We start from the raw sequence: 17,803 nt of genomic DNA, 5'->3' as shown, positions 1-17,803 counted from the left end.
CCGACCTGATGCGAACCAAGACCGTGCGCGTCCTCCTGGTCGAGGACGACGATGGCGACGCTCTGCTCGTCGAGGCGCTGCTCGAGGAGGCCAGGGCGCCGTTCATCCTGTCGCGCGCCCGCACGCTCGCGGAGGCGGAGGAGAAACTCGCAGGTGCCGAGTGCGTGCTGCTCGACCTCGGCCTGCCCGACTCGCAGGGTCTCGACGGCCTGCACCGCCTGCTCGACAAGCACGACGCTCCCGCGATCCTGGTGCTGACCGGTCTCGACGACGAACGCGAGGGCATCGAGGCGGTCGCCACGGGCGCGGAGGACTACCTGATCAAGGGCCAGGTCGACGGCGAACTGCTGCTGCGCGGCGTCCGGTACGCCGTCGAGCGCCGCCGTGCCGAGGACGCCCAGCGCCAGCTCCGCGAGGCCGAGCTGCGCGCCGCGGAACGGTCCCGCCTCGAACGCGGCCTGCTCCCTCCCCCGCTGCTGCAGAACTCGGACGTGAACCTCGAGGTCCGCTACCAGCCCGGCGGCCAGCGCATGCTGCTCGGCGGCGACTTCTACGACGCGGTCGGCATGCCGGACGGCACGGTCCACGCGATCATCGGCGACGTCTGCGGCCACGGCCCGGACGAGGCGGCGCTGGGCGTCTGCCTGCGGATCGCCTGGCGCGCGCTCGTCCTCGCGGGCGAACCTCCGGAGAAGGTGCTGCGGACGCTCGACCAGGTGCTGGTCGCGGAACGGCACGGTGACGGCATCTTCACCACGGCGTGCATGGTGACCGTCGCGCCGGACCGCCGGTCGGCCCGCTACTTCCTCGCCGGGCACCCCGAGCCGTTGCTGCTGGTGGGCAGACGGATCGCGGACCTGCCCCAGTCGAAGATCGGCGTTCCGCTCGGCGTGCTGCCCGACTACGCGTGGACGGGTGTCGACGTCCAGCTGCCGCAGGGCTGGTCTGTGATGTGCTACACGGACGGACTGATCGAAGGCCGGGTACCCGAGGACGTCGAACGGCTCGGTGTCGAGCGCCTGTCCGAGATCCTGCACAGACATCTGCAGGACGGCCCCAACTGGATGGACTCCGTCATCGCGGAGGTGACGGAGCTCAACGGAGGCGCGCTCGACGACGACGTGGCCATCCTGCTGCTGAAGGACGGAAAGTGACTCTCCCGCAGAGGTTGCCGGCAAGCCGCCTGCTGGCCGCCATCGTCGTGATCCTGCTCGCCATGACCGCGGTGGCGATCGCGTCGACCGTTGTCGCGCTGGACGCGCTCGGCAGCGCTCGCGTGCGGTCGGTGGACGAGGTCGAGCCGGCCGGACGCAGCGCGAAGGACCTGAACCGGGCGCTGCTCGACCAGGAGACCGGTCTGCGCGGTTTCATCCTGACCGGCAAGGACGAGTTCCTCCAGCCGTACACGGACGGTCAGAAGACCGAGGCGGAAGCCGTCCAGGCCGTGCGCGAACGCGTCGGCGACGTCAACCACCGGGTGAGCCTCATCGAGGACCTCGCACGGCAGTGGCGGTCGGAGTACGCGGAGCTCGCGATCACCGCCATCCAGCTGTCCGGTCCCACCGTCGGTCCCGCGGGCAACATCGAGCGCGGCAAGGTGCTGTTCGACCAGCTCCGCACCGAGATCGGCGCGTTGCAGGCCGACATCGCCGGGCTCAGCAAGGCCGCGCGCGACGACCTCCACCACGCGGCAAGGGTCGTGCTGTGGCTGCTCATCGGCATGGGGGTGCTGCTGGTCGCGATGATCGGCGGGCTGTCGCTGCTGTTGCACCGCCTGCTGATCGCGCCGCTCGCGAACCTCGCGGAGCAGGTCAGGCAGGTCGCGTCGGGAGACTTCCGGCGCGAGATCGACGCCCACGGTCCACGCGAGACGGTCATGCTCGGCGAGGACGTGAACGCGATGCGCCGCCGGATCGTGCAGGAGCTCGCGACACTCGACGAGGCGAAGACCGAGCTGCAGCGATCCAACTCGGAGCTGGAGCAGTTCGCCTACGTCGCCTCGCACGATCTGCAGGAGCCGCTGCGCAAGGTGGCGTCGTTCTGCCAGCTGCTGCAACGGCGCTACGGCGGCCAGCTCGACGACCGCGCCGAGCAGTACATCAACTTCGCCGTGGACGGCGCGAAACGCATGCAGGTGCTGATCAACGACCTGCTGGCGTTCTCCCGCGTCGGCCGGCTGACCCGCGAGCAGACCCTGGTCGACCTCAACGAGATCGTGCGCCAGGTCGTCGACAACTACTCCGAACGCGTCGAGGAGACCGGCGCCCGGCTGGAGATCGCGGAGCTGCCTTCCGTCCGAGGTGAGGCGTCTCTGCTCAGCGCGGTGTTCCAGAACCTGATAAGCAATGCGTTGAAGTTCAAGGGCACCGAAGCCCCGGTCATCGCGGTCGAGGTCGAACGCGACGGCAACATGTGGAAGTTCACCGTGCGGGACAACGGCATCGGCATCGAGCCGGAGTACGCTGACCGGATCTTCGTCATCTTCCAGCGCCTGCACCCGAAGGACGCCTATCCGGGCACGGGCATCGGACTGGCGATGTGCCGGAAGATCGTCGAGTACCACGGCGGCACCATCTGGTTGAAGACCGATGTGGACTCCGGCACGAGCTTCGAGTTCACCCTGCCCGTCGTACCCGAGCTCGCAGAACCCGCACTTGCCGCCCAGGTTGAGGAAGTACATGACTGAGTCACCGCTGAACGTGATCGACGTCCTGCTCGTCGAGGACGATCCCGGCGACGCCCTGATGACCCAGGAGGCGTTCGAGCACCACAAGATCCGCAACACCCTGCACGTGGTGAAGGACGGCGTGGAGGCGATCGAGTTCCTGCGGCGCCAGGGCAGGTACGAGAACGCGCCGCGGCCGGGCCTGATCCTGCTCGACCTGAACCTCCCCCGCAAGGACGGCCGCGAGGTGCTCAGCGAGGTCAAGAACGACCCGGAGCTGCGGTCGATCCCGGTCGTCGTGCTGACCACCTCGGAGGCCGAGGAGGACATCCTGCGCAGCTACAGCCTGCACGCCAACGCGTACGTGACGAAGCCGGTCGACTTCGACAGGTTCATCGAGGTCGTCCGGCAGATCGACGACTTCTTCGTCACCGTGGTGAAGCTGCCGCGCTGATGACCGCGGCGCTGAAGTCCAGGCAGGACCGGCAGATCTGCGCTTCCGCACCCGCGTGCACCGGCTTGGTCTCACTGCAGAACGAGCAGTCGCCCACCTCGGCGACCTGAGCCTCGGCGACGCAGAGGTCGCAGATCAGCGCGGCCGGTCCGGCCATCAGCTTGCCGACCTCGTCCCCGGCGCGCCCGCAGAACCAGCACCGCTCGGTCCGCTTGGACTGCTCGACGATCTGGTGCACCCGCTGGTGACTCATCTTCAACGCTTCGGCGATCTCGCGCATCGACCCTCCGGCGCGGTGCAGGCGCAGCACGGAGTGGTGGTACACGGCTTTCGCGATGTCGGCCTGGTCCTGAGCGGCAGCGGCGGCGGTACCCGCCTTGCGCGCCACCGTCAGCAGTTCCTCGTCAAGGGTCATGGCGTCTAGGCTAGCTAGACGCGTCTAGTGTGTCTAGACAGCCGGTCAGTCGACGCCGCGGACGATCAACGGGTCGTCGTCGGCCTGCACGACCCACTCCTGGGGCTCACGCGGTTCGGGGACCACGGGCGCCCACATCCCGTCTCCCCCCGGCCTCATCACAACTTCATTCGGGGCAGTCATGCTTTTTGGCTACCCGTTTGCGCGGAACGTATGCCGGACAACATGGTCGTGATGGCGTCCATGACCCGCGCCGTCGCCTCGTCCAGCACCTCGGCCGTGAGTTCGCGGTCGTACAGGTCGGACAGGTCGACCGGCGCCCCAGCGACCACCTCGACCTTCTTGCGCGGCAACAACCTCGGCAGGATCGTGCCCTTCGGCAACAGCTCGTGCGTGCCCCACTCGGCGACGGGCACGACCGGCACGCGGCTCTCCAGCGCCATCCGCGCGACGCCGGACTTGCCCTTCATCGGCCAGAGGTCGGGGTCGTCGGTGAACGTGCCCTCGGGGAACACCATCACGCACTCGCCGTTCTGCAACGCCTCCACAGCGGGCCGCAGCGCCTCCGAGGCCTTCACCGTGCCGCGCTCGACCGGGATGTGGCCACCGGAGCGCATGACCCAGCCGATGACCGGTGTGCGCCACAGGGAGGCCTTCGCCAGCACGCGCGGCACCCGCTTCGACATCAACGCGAACACGACGGCCGCGACGGTGTCGGAGTTGGAGAGGTGGTTGAACGCGAGGATCACACCGCCGTTGCCCGGCACGTGGTGCCTGCCCCGCACCCTCAGCCGGACGAACAGCACGACGACCGGCCACAGCACGTCGATCGCCAGTGAGAACCAGAAGCCCCGGCCGCGACGGGGCATCTTCCAGGTCCAGGCGGCCAGCTCGAGCCTTGTCACGTCTGGTATTCGAGCACGCCGGCGTTCTCCGTTCTGGTCAATTCACCACGTTCGACCAGAACGTCGAGGTGAGCGGCCGTCTCGCCGATGGCCAGCACCTGGTTGAACATGTCGAGGTCGTCGAACCGGCGCTGGCGGCGGGTCCAGCCGATCTTGCGGGCGGTCTCGAACGCACTGCCCGAGACGGCCTTGAGAATCTCCTCCAGCCGCTGCTCGTGGAACTGCAACAGCTCGTCGACGCGGGCGTGGGAGCTGTCGGTCACCGGGCCGTGCGCGGGCAACAGCTTGAGGTCCGGCAACGCGCGCGTAAGCCTGAGCGACGTCATGTAGTCACCCAGTGGCAGTTCTGGCCTGAGCGGCTCGAAACCGATCGACGGCGTGATGTGCGGCAACACGTGGTCGCCGGAGAACAGGACCTTCGCGGTGTGGTCGACGAACACGACGTGGCCACGGGTGTGACCAGGGGTCGGGACGACCTCCAGCCTGCGGTGTTCGAGGTCGAGGGTCGACGCCGTGAGCCACTCGTCGGGCTCCTCGTAGTCGCGCAGGGCCTCGCCGCGGTCGACGTGGTGCATGATCCTGATCCACGTCTCGGCCAGCTCGCTCGCGCCCCACTTGCGCAGGTCGGCGACGTGCTGGTCGTCCTGGCCGTGCAGCATGTGCAGCAACGACGGCTGCTCGCCCAGCCCCAGGCCGATCTTGCTGCCGAAGAGCCGGCGCAGCGACACCGCCATCGTGTAGTGATCCCGGTGCACGTGCGTGACGAGGAACCGGCGGATGTCGTCGAAACCCTTGTTCAACGTCCCGAGCGCGGCTTCGAGCTGGTCACGGGCCTCGTCGAGCGCCCAGCCCGAGTCGACCACGACCAGGCCGTCGCCGTCCTCGATCGCGTAGACGTTGACCGCGCGCAGCCCGTCGTTCGGCAACGGCAGCGGGATGCGGTGCACACCTGGTGCCACCTCGAACGCGCCCGGCTCACTCCACACGCTCGCCACCTCATTGTTAGCGACAACAACTATTACCGGACGGTAACACGGTATTCCGGGTGCTTGTCGATGTACTTCGCGACAAACGGGCACAACGGTGAGATCTTGACATCCCGGGCCATGGCGTCGTCCAGCGCGTACTTGGCGAGCTTGCCGCCGAGACCCTGGCCGGCGTAGGCGTCGTCGACCTCGGTGTGCACGAGGGCGAGGACGCCGCCGACGGTCCGGTACTCGAGGAACCCGGCGAGCGCGCCGTCGACGTGGATCTCGTAGCGGCTTTCGGCTTCGTTGTTGGTGACCACTCAACCATCTTGCCCCGGACGGATGGAAAATGACGGCCATGGACGTCTACCTGCTGATCCTGGGTGACCACCTGCCGAACCCGTGCACGGGCGAGGAAGTGCCGCAGGCCGACCGGCTGCGGGCGATGGTCGAGCAGGCGGTCGTGGCCGAGGAGGCCGGGTTCGCGGGCGTCGCGATCGGCGAGCACCACTTCACCAGGTACATCGTGTCCGCGCCGGAGCTGCTGCTGGCGGCGGTGGCGGCACGGACGTCGGAGTTGCGCCTGTCCACGGGCGTGACGCTGCTCGCCCACCGCGACCCGGTGCTGGTGGCCGAGGGGCTCGCGACGCTCGACGTGCTGTCCGACGGGCGGGCCGAGCTGATCGTGGCGCGCGGGGTCGACCAGCAGACCGACGCGGCGTTCGGCGTGCAGCCCGGTGAGCTGCGGGCGCGGTTCGAGGAGCACCTGCGGTTGCTGCTCAAGCTGCTGGAGGAGCCGTCGGTGAGCTGGGACGGGCGGTTCCGCGGCCAGCTGAGCGAGGTGACCACGACGCCGCGGCCGGTGCAGACGCCGCGGCCGACGGTGTGGATCGGGTCGGGCTCGGCGGTGTCGGCGGATCTCGGTGCCGAGCTGGAGATGCCGCTGATGCTGCCGTCGACGCTGCGGGACCCGTCGATCTATCACGAGGTCGTGCAGCGCTACCGCGAACGGTTCCCCGGCGGACGGGTCGGCGTGCCGAGTCACGTGTTCGTCGCCCACGAGGACGCGCGCGAGCGGTGGCGGCCGCACCTGGCCGAGTACGCGCGGTTCGCGGACCCGTGGCGCGGGGACGGCGACATCGACGTCGACGCCATCATGGACGGCTCGGCGGTGTGCGGGACGCCGGAGGAGGTGGCGCAGCGGCTGAACGCGTTGGCGGAGCACCTGTCCATCGACACGCACCTGGTGATGGTGGACATCGGCGGCATGCCGCACGAGTCGGTCATCGAGACCATCCGGCTGTTCGGCGCCGAGGTGCTTCCGAAACTTGTTTAACGCGAGCGCTGCCAAGGGTTAACACTCGTTCGGCAGGATCGTCGTCGTGGGCATCAACGTCATCGGCATCACGCATCTCGCTCAGGTCGGGGCACTCCCCGGCGGCACGAACGTGCTGGTGCTGGCCGACGACGGCACGTGCGCCGACGAGTTCCTCGACACCGACTTCCGTGCGCACCAGTTCGTGGTGCGCGCACACGGGCGCGGGTCGGCTTTCTTCGGGGTGGCGGACAAAGCCCGTGAACTGGGTGCGGATCGGATCTTCTTCGGTGGTGCGCACGACACCGCCGCTCTTCTCACCGCCGGAGAAGATCCCGTGCTCGTGCTGGGTGTGCGGCCGCCTGGCGGTCCGATCGCGTGCAACGCGGCGTTCGTCGAGTGGATGGACCGCTGGCCGCGGCCGGCCCGCGCCTACCGCGAGGACGTGGACCACTGGCTCGCCGAGAACGCGTTGAGGGAAGGCCTCCGCGTCGAACTGGTTTCGTGGCGGATGGAACCGACCGTCCCGATGCGACGGAAGTTGACGGCGTAGTCCTCCGAAGTCTGAAGACACTGCGGCAGCGGTGAAATACCGTTTCCTCCAACGCACCTTCGCGCGCACGCGGCGCAGCTGAGAGTTCTCTCAGCGTGGCGGCTCGGGCCGGGGGCACCGGGGTTAATCTCAGGGTCCATCTCAGTGAGAAACCTGACCCTTCGGTGTGTCCGTGTCGCTGATGATGGTGCGCACGAAACCCACAGGAGGGGACAGACAGGTGAGCGCGTCCGATGGAGTCGCGGCCAGAGCCGTTGACGTGTGGAAGTCTTATGGGTCCGGCGACGCCGCCGTGACCGCGCTCGCGGGGGTGAGCGTCGAACTGGAGCGGTCCAGGTTCACGGCGATCATGGGACCGTCGGGGTCGGGCAAGTCGACGCTGATGCACTGCCTCGCGGGCCTCGACGACGTGACGGGCGGCGAGGTCTGGATCGGTGACACGAAAGTCACCGGGCTGAAGGACCGCGGTCTCACCGACCTGCGGCGCGACAAGGTCGGCTTCATCTTCCAGCAGTTCAACCTGCTGCCGACGCTGACCGCCGAGGAGAACATCACGCTGCCGCTGGCGATCGGCGGCAAGAAGGTCGACAAGGCGTGGTTCGACGTCGTCGTCGACACGGTGGGTCTGAGGGACAGGCTGACCCACCGGCCGACGCAGCTCTCGGGTGGCCAGCAGCAGCGCGTGGCGTGTGCGCGTGCGCTCGTCTCACGGCCCGACGTCGTCTTCGCGGACGAGCCGACCGGAAACCTGGACTCGCAGTCGGGCGCCGAGGTGCTCGGGTTCCTGCAGCGGTCCGCCCGCGAGTTCGGGCAGACGATCGTGATGGTCACGCACGACCCGAACGCCGCTTCGTACGCCGACCGCGTCATCTTCCTCAAGGACGGCCAGATCGTCCGCGAGCTGCTGTCGCCGTCCGCGGAAGAGGTCCTCGACACGATGAAGCACCTCGACTCGGTCGCGGTGCCGCATGTTTAAGGCGACTCTCAAGAGCTTGCTGTCGCGCAAGCTCCGGCTGGTGCTGTCCGCGCTCGCGGTGGTGCTGGGCGTGATGTTCGTGTCCGGTTCGTTCGTGCTGACCGACACGCTCCAGCGGTCGTTCACCGACCTGTTCTCCTCGGCCTTCGCCAACACGGACGTGTCGGTGTCGCCGAAGCAGGAGAAGGGCAAGGAGCCGGAACCCCTGACGCCCCAGGCGATCGCCGACGTGAAGTCGGTGCCCGGCGTGGCGTCCGCCGTCGGCGACGTGCAGGGTTCCGTGCGGCCGATCGGCAAGAACAACAAGGTCATCACCACGTCCGGCGCGCCCCGGTTCGGCTCGAACTGGACGGGCACGGGCCAGGAGAAGATCCGCGACGGCAGGGCACCCGCCGCCGACGACGAGGTCGTCCTCGGCGCCTACCTGGCGTCGACCGGCGGGTTCAAGGTGGGCGACGAGATCGGGCTGCTCACGCTGGAGCCCAAGAAGACCTTCAAGGTCACCGGGATCTACGAGTACGCGGGCGGCCGCGAGTCGCTGGGCGGCGAGCTGTCGGTGGCGTTCACCGAGCCGGTGGCGCAACAGTTGTTGCTGGGCAAGAAGGACGCGTTCTCGTCGATCACCGTGACGGCGGCCCAGGGCACGTCCGACGACGCTCTGCGGGACGCCGTCGCGGCGAAGCTCGGTTCCGAGTTCGACGTGAAGACCGGTGCGACGCTGGCGAAGGAGCAGGCCGACCAGATCAACGAGGGCCTGAAGTTCTTCAACTACGTGCTGCTCGGGTTCGCCGGCATCGCGTTGTTCGTCGGCATCTTCATCATCCTCAACACGTTCTCCATCATCGTCGCCCAGCGCACGCGTGAGCTCGCGCTGCTGCGGTCGATGGGTGCCTCGCGCGGCCAGGTCATCGGCTCGGTGGTGCTGGAGGCGTTCGTGATCGGACTGATCGCGTCGATCATCGGCCTCGGGGCCGGCATCGGCGTGGGTGCGTTGCTGGCGAAGATCTTCAGCTCCGTCGGCGGCACGAACCTGCAGCTCGCGGGGATCGGCGTGCCGATGTCGGCGGTGATCTCGTCGTTCGCGGTCGGCATCGTCGTCACCGTGATCGCGGCGGTCATGCCGGCGCTGCGGGCGTCGCGGATCGCGCCGGTCGCGGCGATGCGCGAGGCGGCGACGCCGGACCGGCCGCTGACGAAGATCACGATCATCGGCGCCCTCGTGGTGGCCGCGGGCGGCACGGCGCTGGGCTTCGGCTTCAACCAGGCGTCCCTGCCGTTGATCTTCGGCGGCATCCTGGTGGCCTTCGTCGGTGTCGCGCTGCTGACCCCGTTGCTGTCCAAGCCGATGGTGTCGCTGATCGGCCGCCTGCTGTCGTGGTCGATGCCAGGCCTGCTGGGCCGCAGGAACTCCGCGCGCAACCCGCGCCGGACCGCGATCACCGCGGCCGCGCTGATGGTCGGCATCTCGCTGATCACCGGCGTGAGCGTGGTGCTGACCTCAGCCACCAAGTCGATCGAGAAGCTCGCCGCGGGCCAGATCCAGACGGACCTCATCATCTCCGGTGAGGGCCAGATGGAGGGCATGCCCGCGTCGTTCAAGCGGGACGTGCTGACGAAGGTCGAGCAGACCGACGGCGTGAGCTCGGCGTTCGGCTGGGCCTCCGACGGCGTGCTGCAGGGCGAGAACCAGATGTTCGCGATCGCCCCGACCGACGTGGCCGCGATGAAGACGATGTTCGGTCTCAAGCCGAAGTTCGGCGACATCGCACCGCTCAAGGACGGCCAGCTCGCGCTGCCGGAGGACCTCGCGGCCGAGAAGGGCTGGTCCGTCGGCAGCACGGTGACCCTGCAACTGGCCAAGGCCGAGCCGCAGACCTACACGGTCGGGTTCATCTGGGCCAAGACGCAGGTGCTGCAGGGCGCGCTGGTGCTGCCGGAGTCCGCGGCCAAGAGCTTCCGGTCCGACCAGATCGGCCAGGCGTTCCTCCAGGTGAAGCCGGGAACGTCGGTGGCGGACGTGCAGAAGCGCGTCGAGCCGCTGTTCGCGGACAACCCGGAGATCACCGTGCAGGACCGCAGCGGGTTCGTGAAGCAGACGACCTCGCAGTTCGACACGGTCCTGCTGATGATCCAGATCCTGCTGGCGCTGGCGATCCTGATCGCGGTCCTCGGCGTCATCAACACCCTGGCGCTGTCGGTGATCGAGCGGACCCGCGAACTGGGTCTGCTGCGGGCCATCGGCATGCGGCGGGCACAGGTGATGCGGATGATCACCGTCGAGTCCGTGGTGATCTCGGTCTTCGGTGCCGTGCTCGGCCTCGCGGTCGGCGTGGCGCTGGGGCTCGCGACCGTGCAGGCGTTGAAGGACCAGGGCATCTCGGAGATCGGGTTCCCCTGGGTCACCATGGTCCAGTACCTGGTGGTGGCCGCGTTCGTCGGTGTGATCGCGGCGATCCTGCCCGCGATCCGCGCGGCGCGACTGAACGTGCTGGACGCGATCGCCTACGAGTGAGTGCCGGCGAGTCGTGACCAGGTCTCGGCCAGCCACGACTCGTACTCCTCGATGCTCCACCCCGTGGTCTTGGCGAGCAGCAGGTACGTCTCGGCCTGGCCGAGCACCGCACCCGTCTCCGCGACCCACTCCACGTTCTCGTCCGGCATCAGGCCGTCGGCGGCGAGCTTCCGGAAGAAGCCGCCGATGGCCTGATGCGTCATCGCACGGGCCGCCTGCGCGCGTTCGGCGATCTCGGGTTCGATCGCTTCGGCCTGTTGTGCCACCTGGAGCAACGACCCGGTGCGGTCCATCAGCTGCCTGTTGATCCCCGCCATGCGCGCGATGCGTTCCGGTGCGGTAGGCGCGTTCATCGCCTGCTGGAACCAGTCGCGGTCGGGCACGGCCACGCGGTGGTAGTCGCCGGCGATCGCCACGTCCAGGCAGCGTTGCAGCAGCGCGGCCTTCGTCGCGAACCGCACGTACACCGTGCGTGCCCCCACGCCCGCTCGTTTCGCCACGTCGGCCAGCGTCGTGGCGACGTAGCCGCGTTCGACGAACAGCTCGGTGGCCGCCTCGATGATCCGGACCTCGGTGTCCGCCCGGCGCGCCGCCCGCAAATCCCTGTTGACGTCTTCTGCCACGTGTTGCAGTCTAACTGCATAAGTGCAGTCTCACTGCAATCAGGGGGTCGCCGATGAGCACCACACCGTTGTTGGACGGCATCCACCACCTCAAACTGCCGGTGTCCGACCTCGAGAAGTCGCTGGACTGGTACACGACCAACCTCGGCTACGAGCTGATGGTCAACTTCGTGGAGCAGGGTGTGCGGATGGGGGTCTCCCTGGACCACGCCAGAGGTGGACCGCCGCTCGCGTTGCGGCTCAACCCGGATCGCGCGGCCGCCGCGGCCGGGTTCGACTACTTCGCCATCGGCGTGCCGGGCCAGGAAGCGATCGAGGCGCTCGCGGGACACCTGACCGAACGCGGTGTCGAGCACGGCGGGGTCATCAGGACGCCGGTCGGCTGGGTTCTCCTCGGCGTGCACGACCCGGACGGCCACGAGCTGCGGTTCTACACCGTGCCGCTGGAGGTGCCGGAGGGGTTGCCGCGTCCGTTCACCAGGGAGTCGTGAGTGCTGTGCCAGGCCGTCGCGGGCTGGCACAGCACCCGTCACGGATCAGGCGTGCGGACAGGTGTCCCGGTACGCCGAGATGAGCGTGTTCGGCGCCGGGGCCGGACACAGGAACTGGTCGTAGCGCAGGTCGTCGTCGACGAACCGCTTGAGCCACGACAACGTGTACTTGCGAACGGTCACGTTGTCACTGCGCGGATCCGAGTGGTCTCCGCCGCGCAGTTCGAGGAACGCCTTGTCGGGCGCCGCCGTCATCGACGTGTAGAACGGCAGCGAGTGCTGGGAGTTGGGTGCGGTGGGGTCGCTCTGGCCGCCGAGCACCATGGTCGGCACCTGGACCGTCGACCAGTTCTTGGTGGTGTGCCAGCCGGCCAGCGGGATCGAGGCCTGCAGGGCCGGACGTGACGCGGCGGCGCGCAACGCTCCGCCACCGCCCATCGAGTGACCCATCACGGCGAGGCGGGAGGCGTCGACGCGCGGGTTGGTGCGGACCACGTGGTCCAGTGCCGCCAGCAGCTGGCGGCCACGGCTGTCGGGGTCGTCCCAGCCGGACAGGGTGTTGATGGTGATCACCACGAACCCGTAGGACGCGAGCCGCGGACCGAAGTGCGCGACGGACGTCTGGGTGGCGGTGAAGCCCGGTGAGATGGCGACAGCGCCGAACGTGAGATCACTGGTCGGTGTGTAGACGGTGCCGCCGCCGAAGTTCGACTGGCGGGCGACGGCGGCCGACGTGACGGCGAACGTGCCACGGGAGGCCTCGACAGATGCGGCCGTGGGTGCGGGGCCGCGTTCGTAGGGGTTGGCCGCCGCGGTGGCGACGGCGGGGACGGTGGCCGGGATCAGCGCCAGAACGAGCGCCGCAAGCACAGATTTGATGCGCACGACGATGTACACCTCAATTGGTTGCAGGGGAACCAAAAGCGACGGCGAGCCACACGCTACCGCCCAGTAGCCTCGCCGCGGTTCGGCCACTCGGATGGTTACGGGGACGTTTCGACGCTGTTCGACGGAAAGTCACCCGGTTACCCAGCGCAGCAGACTCCGACGTTGTCGTCCTGTCCAGTCACCGCAGCGGCGGTATGCGGTGAATCGGACGGCCCACGAGGGTGATCACGTGCCCACTCGGAGACAGTTCCTCGTTCTGAGCTCGACAGCAGCTCTCACCAGTCTGCTGCCCGAGGCTCCCGCGTCCGCCGCTGACGCCACCGCCCAGCCGTACGCGTCGTACTGGCACCCGGCGACCATCCTCGACTGGGACCCGTCGACGGATCGGGACGCCCGGTACAACCGCAGCACCGTGCCGTTGGCCCGCAGGGTGGTCCCGGCCCGGCCCGCCAACGCGCACGCCCACACCGGCGAGGCGCGGGTGCAGGCGCTGGTGGCCTACGCGCCGACGAGCAACAACCCGGCGCAGGGCTCGCTCGACATGAACTACTACGCCACGAACTACTGGCAGTACATCGACGAGCTGGTGTTCTGGGGCGGGTCGGCGTCCGAGGGCCTGATCCTGGCGCCGAACCCGACCGTCACCGACGCGGCGCACCGCAACGGCGTGCGCGTGATCGGCAACGTCTTCCTGCCGCCGACCGCGTACGGCGGCCAGATCCAGTGGGTCCGCGACTTCGTCCGGCGCGAGGGCGACCGGTTCCCGGTGGCGGACAAGATGATCCAGGTCGCTCGGTCCTACGGGTTCGACGGCTGGTTCCTCAACCAGGAGACCGCCGGCGGCAACGCCCAGCTCGCCGCGGACATGCGTGACTTCATCGTCTACCTGCGCAGGAGCGGGCTGCGGGTCATCTGGTACGACGCGATGACCGACACCGGAAGCGTCTCGTGGCAGAACGCGTTGACCGCGCGGAACCGAATGTTCTTCGAGCAGTCCGACGAGATGTTCCTGAACTTCTGGTGGAGCACGCAGGGTCTCGCGAACTCGGCGGCGCTGGCTCGGCAGATGGGACGCAGCCCGTACGACCTGGCGTCCGGTGTGGACGTCGAGGCGAACGGCTACAACACGAGCGTCGACTGGGCCTCGGTCTTCCCGGAAGGCAAGCCGCACACCACGTCCCTCGGCTTCTACCGTCCGGAATGGACGTTCAAGTCCGCGTCGAGCCCCGCCGACTTCTACGCGCGGGACAACAGGTTCTGGGTCGGCCCGAACGGCGACCCGTCGAACACCACGTCCACAGCCGCGTGGAAGGGCGTCGCGCACTACGTCACCGAGCTGACGCCGATCACCTCCCTGCCGTTCGTGACGAACTTCAACACCGGGCACGGCAGGAAGTTCGCCGTCAACGGGACCGTGCGCTCGACGCAGGCCTGGAACAACCTGTCGTTGCAGGACGTCCTGCCGACGTGGCGCTGGAGCGTCACCGGGACCGGCACGAAGGTCGTGCCGTCGCTCGACTGGGACGACCCGTACGACGGCGGCACGGCGCTGAAGATCACCGGCAGTCCCCTGTCCGCCAACGACGTCCGGCTGTTCGCCACGTCGCTGAAGATCACCGGCGCCAGCCAGTTCGAGATCGTCCACCGCACCGGCACCGGACCGTCGCGCCTGCAGGCCGTGCTGCGGTTCGGGACCGCGGAGAAGGTCCTGGACCTCGGCGGTGTCTCCGGTGCGTGGCGGCGCAGCGTGTTCCCGCTCGGCGAGCACTCCGGCGCGACGCTGACCGAGATCTCGCTGCGGGTGCTGCCCGGCGGCCCGGTGACCGCGTCGATCGGCCGGATCGGGGTCACCAACCCCGTCATGACGCCACCTGCGGCGCCGTCCGCCGTGCAGGTCGAGCAGGTGAGCCGCACCGACGCCACCACGGTGTCGGCACGGCTCACCTGGACCCGAGCGGCCGGAGCTGTCCGGCAGTACCGGGTCTACAAGTGGACCGGTTCCGAGCGGATCTTCCTCGGCGGCACGACGAACGACGCGTACTTCGTGCCCGCGATCCCGTTGACCTCCGGTGAGACAGCCCAGATCGAGGTCGAGGCCGTCAGCGAGGCGTTCGACGTCTCACCGCCCGCGCGCATCGCCCTCACTGGTACACCCTGACGTAGTCGAGCACCATGTCCTGCGGCAGCTGCGTCCCGGCCCCCGGCGGGCCGGGCCAGTCGCCGCCGACCGCGTTGTTGATGATGATGAAGAACGGGTGGTCGTAGACCCACGGTCCGCGCGTGGTCTCCAGCTCGTTCCGGTCGACGGTGAAGAACCTGGCGCCGTCCACGCTGAACGTCATGTGGGTGGAGTCCCACTCGACCGCGAAGGTCCGGAACGCCGACGCCGCCGGCTGCCCGAGGTCGAGCGGCGACCCGTGCCCGCCGGCGCCGAAGTACGCCGGGGCGTGCAGCGTCGAGTACACCCGGTTCGGTTCCTTGCCGACGTGCTCCATGACGTCGATCTCGCCGCAGTTGGGCCACGGCCTGCGCTGGTCGAAGAAGTCCGCGCCCAGCAACCAGAACGCGGGCCACAACCCCTGCGTCGACGACACCTTGATCCGAGCCTCGACCCTCCCGTAGGTGAAGGTGAACTTGCCGTGGGTGTTCAGTCGCGCCGAGGTGTACTGGCAGGTCGTGCTGCCGCTGACCGGATCCGGCGGGCAGGCACTGCCCGGCGTGACCTCCCTGCGCGCTTGCAGCACCAGGTTGCCGTTGCCGTCGTGCCGCGCGTTGTTGTTGTTCGTGTAGTACTGGAGCTCGTTGTTGACGCCGGGCCCGATCTCCGGCTGCCACTTGGAGGCGTCCGGCCCGGTGCCCGCGGGAGCGTTGAACTCGTCCGCCCACACCAGCCTGCCGGGGAACGCGGGGTTCGGCGGCAGCGGCGGTGCCGGCGTCGGGTTGCCGCCCGTGCCGAAGACCTGGAACTCCCACAACGAGTACCCCCACTGGGTCGCCCGCTGCGTGAGGTCGAGGCGCACGTATCGCCCGGTGCCGCTGACCGCGAGCGTCTCGGTGCCGCCAGTCCCGGACATCGTGCGCCGCAGCTCCTGCCAGCTGGTGCCGTCCGAGGAAATGCTGAGCGTGTAGGCCCTGGCGGCGGCGGTCTCCCAGGCGAGCGTCACCTGGTCGACCTCCGCCGAGGAACCGAGATCGATCTGAATCCACTGCGGGTCGCGGAACTCGCTGGACCACCGCGTGCCCAGATCCCCGTCGACGGCCGCAGCCGCGGAGAACGCGGCGTTCTCACTGCTGGACGCCGTGACCGGGCGGTTCTGGGAGAGCAGCGCCCCGGCGGCGTGCGCCGGCGTGATCAGCGACGCGACGAGGACCGCGGCGACGACGAGCGGGAATCTTCCGCGTTGAAGGCTTCCTGACATGGATGCTCCTGGGGCCGGAGACCGGATGACCTCGTGCCGGAACACGAGCAAGCGAGAGCGCTCTCCGACTTCGAGAGTCAAACGCCCCGGCACGCGCTGTCAAGAAATCCGGTACCGCGGCAAAGAAAACCGGGACTTCTGAACGTTTCTTGCGGATTGACGCCCTCACGCGACCTCCGCCATGCTCGACGTGCGTGAGAGCGCTCTCCCACTTCCGCGGGCACCCGTTGCCCGCCGCATTCCCCTGCAGCGGAGAGGAAGCTTCAATGAGGAAGCCCTTGTTCCAGCTGGCCGCCGTCATCGGCCTGATAGCCGCCACACTCAACATTCCCCTTGCAGCCCAAGGAGAACCGGTCCGCGTGGCCGAGTTCCTGGCAGAGTGCCCGATCAGCCACCGCCTGCCGGACGACCCGATCGTCCTGCCGAACCTGGCCGGCGCCTCCCACTCGCACGACTTCTTCGGCAACCACTCGACCAACGCCCGCTCCACCCAGCAGTCCCTGGAGGGACAAACCGGCAACTGCAACCCGGCCGCAGACATCTCCTCGTACTGGGTGCCAACGATGTACCGCAACAACACCGCGATCGCCCCAACCGGCGTGACCTTCTACTACCTCGGCGAGGGCGTGAACAACCCTGCAGCCATCCAGCCGACGCCCTACGGCCTGAAAATCGTGGCAGGCAACGCAAAGGCCACCGGCGACGCCGACAGCATCGCCCGCTGGTCCTGCCTGCACGCGGGCCACGTCAACCCGTCGAAGAACTTCGTGGAATGCCCAGCCGGCACGATGCTGGAGACATACCTCGACTTCCCGCAGTGCTGGAACGGCCGAGACCTCGACTCGGCAGACCACAAGTCCCACCTCTCCTACCCGGTGGCAGGCGCCTGCCCGTCCTCACACCCGGTGCCAGTACCAAAACTGCGCATGGTCCTGAGGTACCCGATCAACGGCAACACGGCGGGCCTGAGGCTGTCCTCGGGCGACGGCCGAACGATGCACGGCGACTTCTTCAACGTGTGGCCCCGCGCCGAAATGGAACGCCGCGTCCGCAACTGCATCAACGTGGTGATCAAATGCGACCACGCCGGCAACCACAGCTGACAGTCCTCCTGCTGGCGGGCCTTCTAACGGCCTGCCAGCAGGCTCCTCCCCCTCCGCAAACCGGTTACGGCGCAACAGAACGAGCGTTCGTCGAGCTGGCCATCGCCACCGACGAACAGGTCCTCAAACTGCTCGACCTGACCGACGCCCCGATGTTGAGGTCGAACAGGACCACCGAGCTGGCCGAACTGCGCAAGCTGCTGGACGCGCCCTACGTCAACAACCACGCGGGCCACGACATGCCAGGCATGCCAACAGACGCGGAGATCGAACTGGCCTCCACGAACCCGGACGCCCTGAAACAGTTCGTGCACGCCCACCTGACCGAGTCGCTGGAGGTCCTGCGCTCAGCAGGCGCCGCAATCACCCACCCTCCAACCGCCGAGGTGGTCAAGCTGATGGAACGCCACCGGACAGCAGAACTGGCATCCGAGTGAGCTGCACCTTGCCTCGGTCAGCCGCGTGGGCTGTATGACGAGCTTTGGTTGCGTCATCGCCGCTTCGCGACGATTGCGA

The 17,803-nt window shown here is 68.3% G+C and carries 18 protein-coding genes; 11 read left to right on the top strand and 7 right to left on the bottom strand.

The window, feature by feature from the left end:
• Window positions 1-8 precede the first annotated feature (8 nt).
• Genes ACFOWZ_RS26505 through ACFOWZ_RS26495 form a run of 3 tightly spaced genes read left to right on the top strand, consistent with a single transcriptional unit; the run spans window position 9 to window position 3,119 of the window.
• A complete protein-coding gene (locus ACFOWZ_RS26505; protein ID WP_382376596.1) occupies window positions 9-1,154 on the top strand; it encodes a PP2C family protein-serine/threonine phosphatase in 1,146 nt (381 codons plus the stop codon).
• Window positions 1,151-2,686 (top strand): sensor histidine kinase, encoded by a 1,536-nt coding sequence (locus ACFOWZ_RS26500; protein WP_382376595.1) that lies wholly within the window; start codon window positions 1,151-1,153, stop codon window positions 2,684-2,686. The genes ACFOWZ_RS26505 and ACFOWZ_RS26500 overlap by 4 nt, the downstream gene beginning before the upstream one ends.
• Window positions 2,679-3,119 (top strand): response regulator, encoded by a 441-nt coding sequence (locus tag ACFOWZ_RS26495; RefSeq protein ID WP_382376594.1) that lies wholly within the window; start codon window positions 2,679-2,681, stop codon window positions 3,117-3,119. Before ACFOWZ_RS26500 ends, ACFOWZ_RS26495 begins: the two co-directional genes overlap by 8 nt.
• Here ACFOWZ_RS26495 and ACFOWZ_RS26490 read toward each other — a convergent pair.
• The 4 genes from ACFOWZ_RS26490 to ACFOWZ_RS26475 form a co-directional block, all read right to left on the bottom strand.
• Window positions 3,094-3,534 carry a ClpX C4-type zinc finger protein gene (locus ACFOWZ_RS26490; protein WP_030468703.1) on the bottom strand — a complete coding sequence of 147 codons (441 nt, stop codon included), beginning with the start codon at window positions 3,532-3,534 and terminating at the stop codon, window positions 3,094-3,096. The two genes, ACFOWZ_RS26495 and ACFOWZ_RS26490, sit on opposite strands and share 26 nt — an antisense overlap.
• 179 nt (window positions 3,535-3,713) lie before the next feature.
• Window positions 3,714-4,439 (bottom strand): lysophospholipid acyltransferase family protein, encoded by a 726-nt coding sequence (locus ACFOWZ_RS26485; RefSeq protein ID WP_382376593.1) that lies wholly within the window; start codon window positions 4,437-4,439, stop codon window positions 3,714-3,716.
• Window positions 4,436-5,425 (bottom strand): MBL fold metallo-hydrolase, encoded by a 990-nt coding sequence (locus ACFOWZ_RS26480; RefSeq protein ID WP_382376592.1) that lies wholly within the window; start codon window positions 5,423-5,425, stop codon window positions 4,436-4,438. The genes ACFOWZ_RS26485 and ACFOWZ_RS26480 overlap by 4 nt, the downstream gene beginning before the upstream one ends.
• A 32-nt stretch (window positions 5,426-5,457) precedes the next feature.
• Window positions 5,458-5,727: a GNAT family N-acetyltransferase gene (locus tag ACFOWZ_RS26475; RefSeq protein WP_382376591.1), complete on the bottom strand. Its 270-nt coding sequence runs from the start codon at window positions 5,725-5,727 to the stop codon at window positions 5,458-5,460.
• 29 nt (window positions 5,728-5,756) lie between these two features.
• Between ACFOWZ_RS26475 and ACFOWZ_RS26470 the strand changes: the two genes are divergently transcribed.
• The 4 genes from ACFOWZ_RS26470 (at window position 5,757) to ACFOWZ_RS26455 (ending at window position 10,763) form a co-directional block, all read left to right on the top strand.
• Window positions 5,757-6,743, top strand: coding sequence for an LLM class flavin-dependent oxidoreductase (locus ACFOWZ_RS26470; RefSeq protein WP_382376590.1), 987 nt, complete (start codon window positions 5,757-5,759; stop codon window positions 6,741-6,743).
• Window positions 6,744-6,789: 46 nt separating this feature from the next.
• Window positions 6,790-7,275, top strand: a complete 486-nt coding sequence (locus ACFOWZ_RS26465) for a hypothetical protein (protein ID WP_382376589.1) — start codon at window positions 6,790-6,792, stop codon at window positions 7,273-7,275.
• 220 nt (window positions 7,276-7,495) lie between these two features.
• The gene (locus tag ACFOWZ_RS26460; RefSeq protein ID WP_030468697.1) at window positions 7,496-8,251 is read left to right on the top strand and encodes an ABC transporter ATP-binding protein; all 756 of its coding nucleotides are present in this window, start codon (window positions 7,496-7,498) and stop codon (window positions 8,249-8,251) included.
• A complete protein-coding gene (locus ACFOWZ_RS26455) occupies window positions 8,244-10,763 on the top strand; it encodes an ABC transporter permease (RefSeq protein WP_382376588.1) in 2,520 nt (839 codons plus the stop codon). Before ACFOWZ_RS26460 ends, ACFOWZ_RS26455 begins: the two co-directional genes overlap by 8 nt.
• Here the strand turns inward: ACFOWZ_RS26455 and ACFOWZ_RS26450 are convergent.
• Entirely contained in the window at window positions 10,754-11,386 is a 633-nt protein-coding gene (locus tag ACFOWZ_RS26450; RefSeq protein WP_382376587.1) for a TetR/AcrR family transcriptional regulator, read from the bottom strand. The genes ACFOWZ_RS26455 and ACFOWZ_RS26450 overlap by 10 nt on opposite strands.
• Before the next feature lie 53 nt (window positions 11,387-11,439).
• Between ACFOWZ_RS26450 and ACFOWZ_RS26445 the strand changes: the two genes are divergently transcribed.
• On the top strand, window positions 11,440-11,877 hold the full coding sequence (locus tag ACFOWZ_RS26445) for a VOC family protein (RefSeq protein ID WP_382376586.1): 438 nt from the start codon (window positions 11,440-11,442) through the stop codon (window positions 11,875-11,877).
• 45 nt (window positions 11,878-11,922) lie between these two features.
• Here ACFOWZ_RS26445 and ACFOWZ_RS26440 read toward each other — a convergent pair whose 3' ends face one another.
• A complete protein-coding gene (locus ACFOWZ_RS26440; protein WP_382376726.1) occupies window positions 11,923-12,756 on the bottom strand; it encodes a poly(ethylene terephthalate) hydrolase family protein in 834 nt (277 codons plus the stop codon).
• A 238-nt stretch (window positions 12,757-12,994) separates the two neighbouring features.
• Here ACFOWZ_RS26440 and ACFOWZ_RS26435 point away from each other — a divergent pair, with 238 nt between their 5' ends.
• A complete protein-coding gene (locus tag ACFOWZ_RS26435) occupies window positions 12,995-14,923 on the top strand; it encodes an endo-beta-N-acetylglucosaminidase (protein ID WP_382376585.1) in 1,929 nt (642 codons plus the stop codon).
• Here the strand turns inward: ACFOWZ_RS26435 and ACFOWZ_RS26430 are convergent.
• Complete coding sequence (locus ACFOWZ_RS26430; protein ID WP_382376584.1) at window positions 14,907-16,184, bottom strand: discoidin domain-containing protein; 1,278 nt, start codon at window positions 16,182-16,184, stop codon at window positions 14,907-14,909. The two genes, ACFOWZ_RS26435 and ACFOWZ_RS26430, sit on opposite strands and share 17 nt — an antisense overlap.
• Before the next feature lie 266 nt (window positions 16,185-16,450).
• On the opposite strand from ACFOWZ_RS26430, the gene ACFOWZ_RS26425 reads away from it, so the two are divergent.
• Window positions 16,451-17,287 (top strand): DUF1996 domain-containing protein, encoded by an 837-nt coding sequence (locus ACFOWZ_RS26425; protein WP_382376583.1) that lies wholly within the window; start codon window positions 16,451-16,453, stop codon window positions 17,285-17,287.
• Window positions 17,260-17,724 (top strand): hypothetical protein, encoded by a 465-nt coding sequence (locus tag ACFOWZ_RS26420; protein WP_382376582.1) that lies wholly within the window; start codon window positions 17,260-17,262, stop codon window positions 17,722-17,724. Before ACFOWZ_RS26425 ends, ACFOWZ_RS26420 begins: the two co-directional genes overlap by 28 nt.
• The last annotated feature ends 79 nt before the right edge of the window (window positions 17,725-17,803 follow it).

This window comes from Lentzea rhizosphaerae, assembly GCF_042649515.1.
Lineage (GTDB): Bacteria > Actinomycetota > Actinomycetes > Mycobacteriales > Pseudonocardiaceae > Lentzea > Lentzea aerocolonigenes.
Note: the sequence above shows the minus strand (reverse complement) of the source record. Positions and strands in the feature narration are given on the sequence as shown.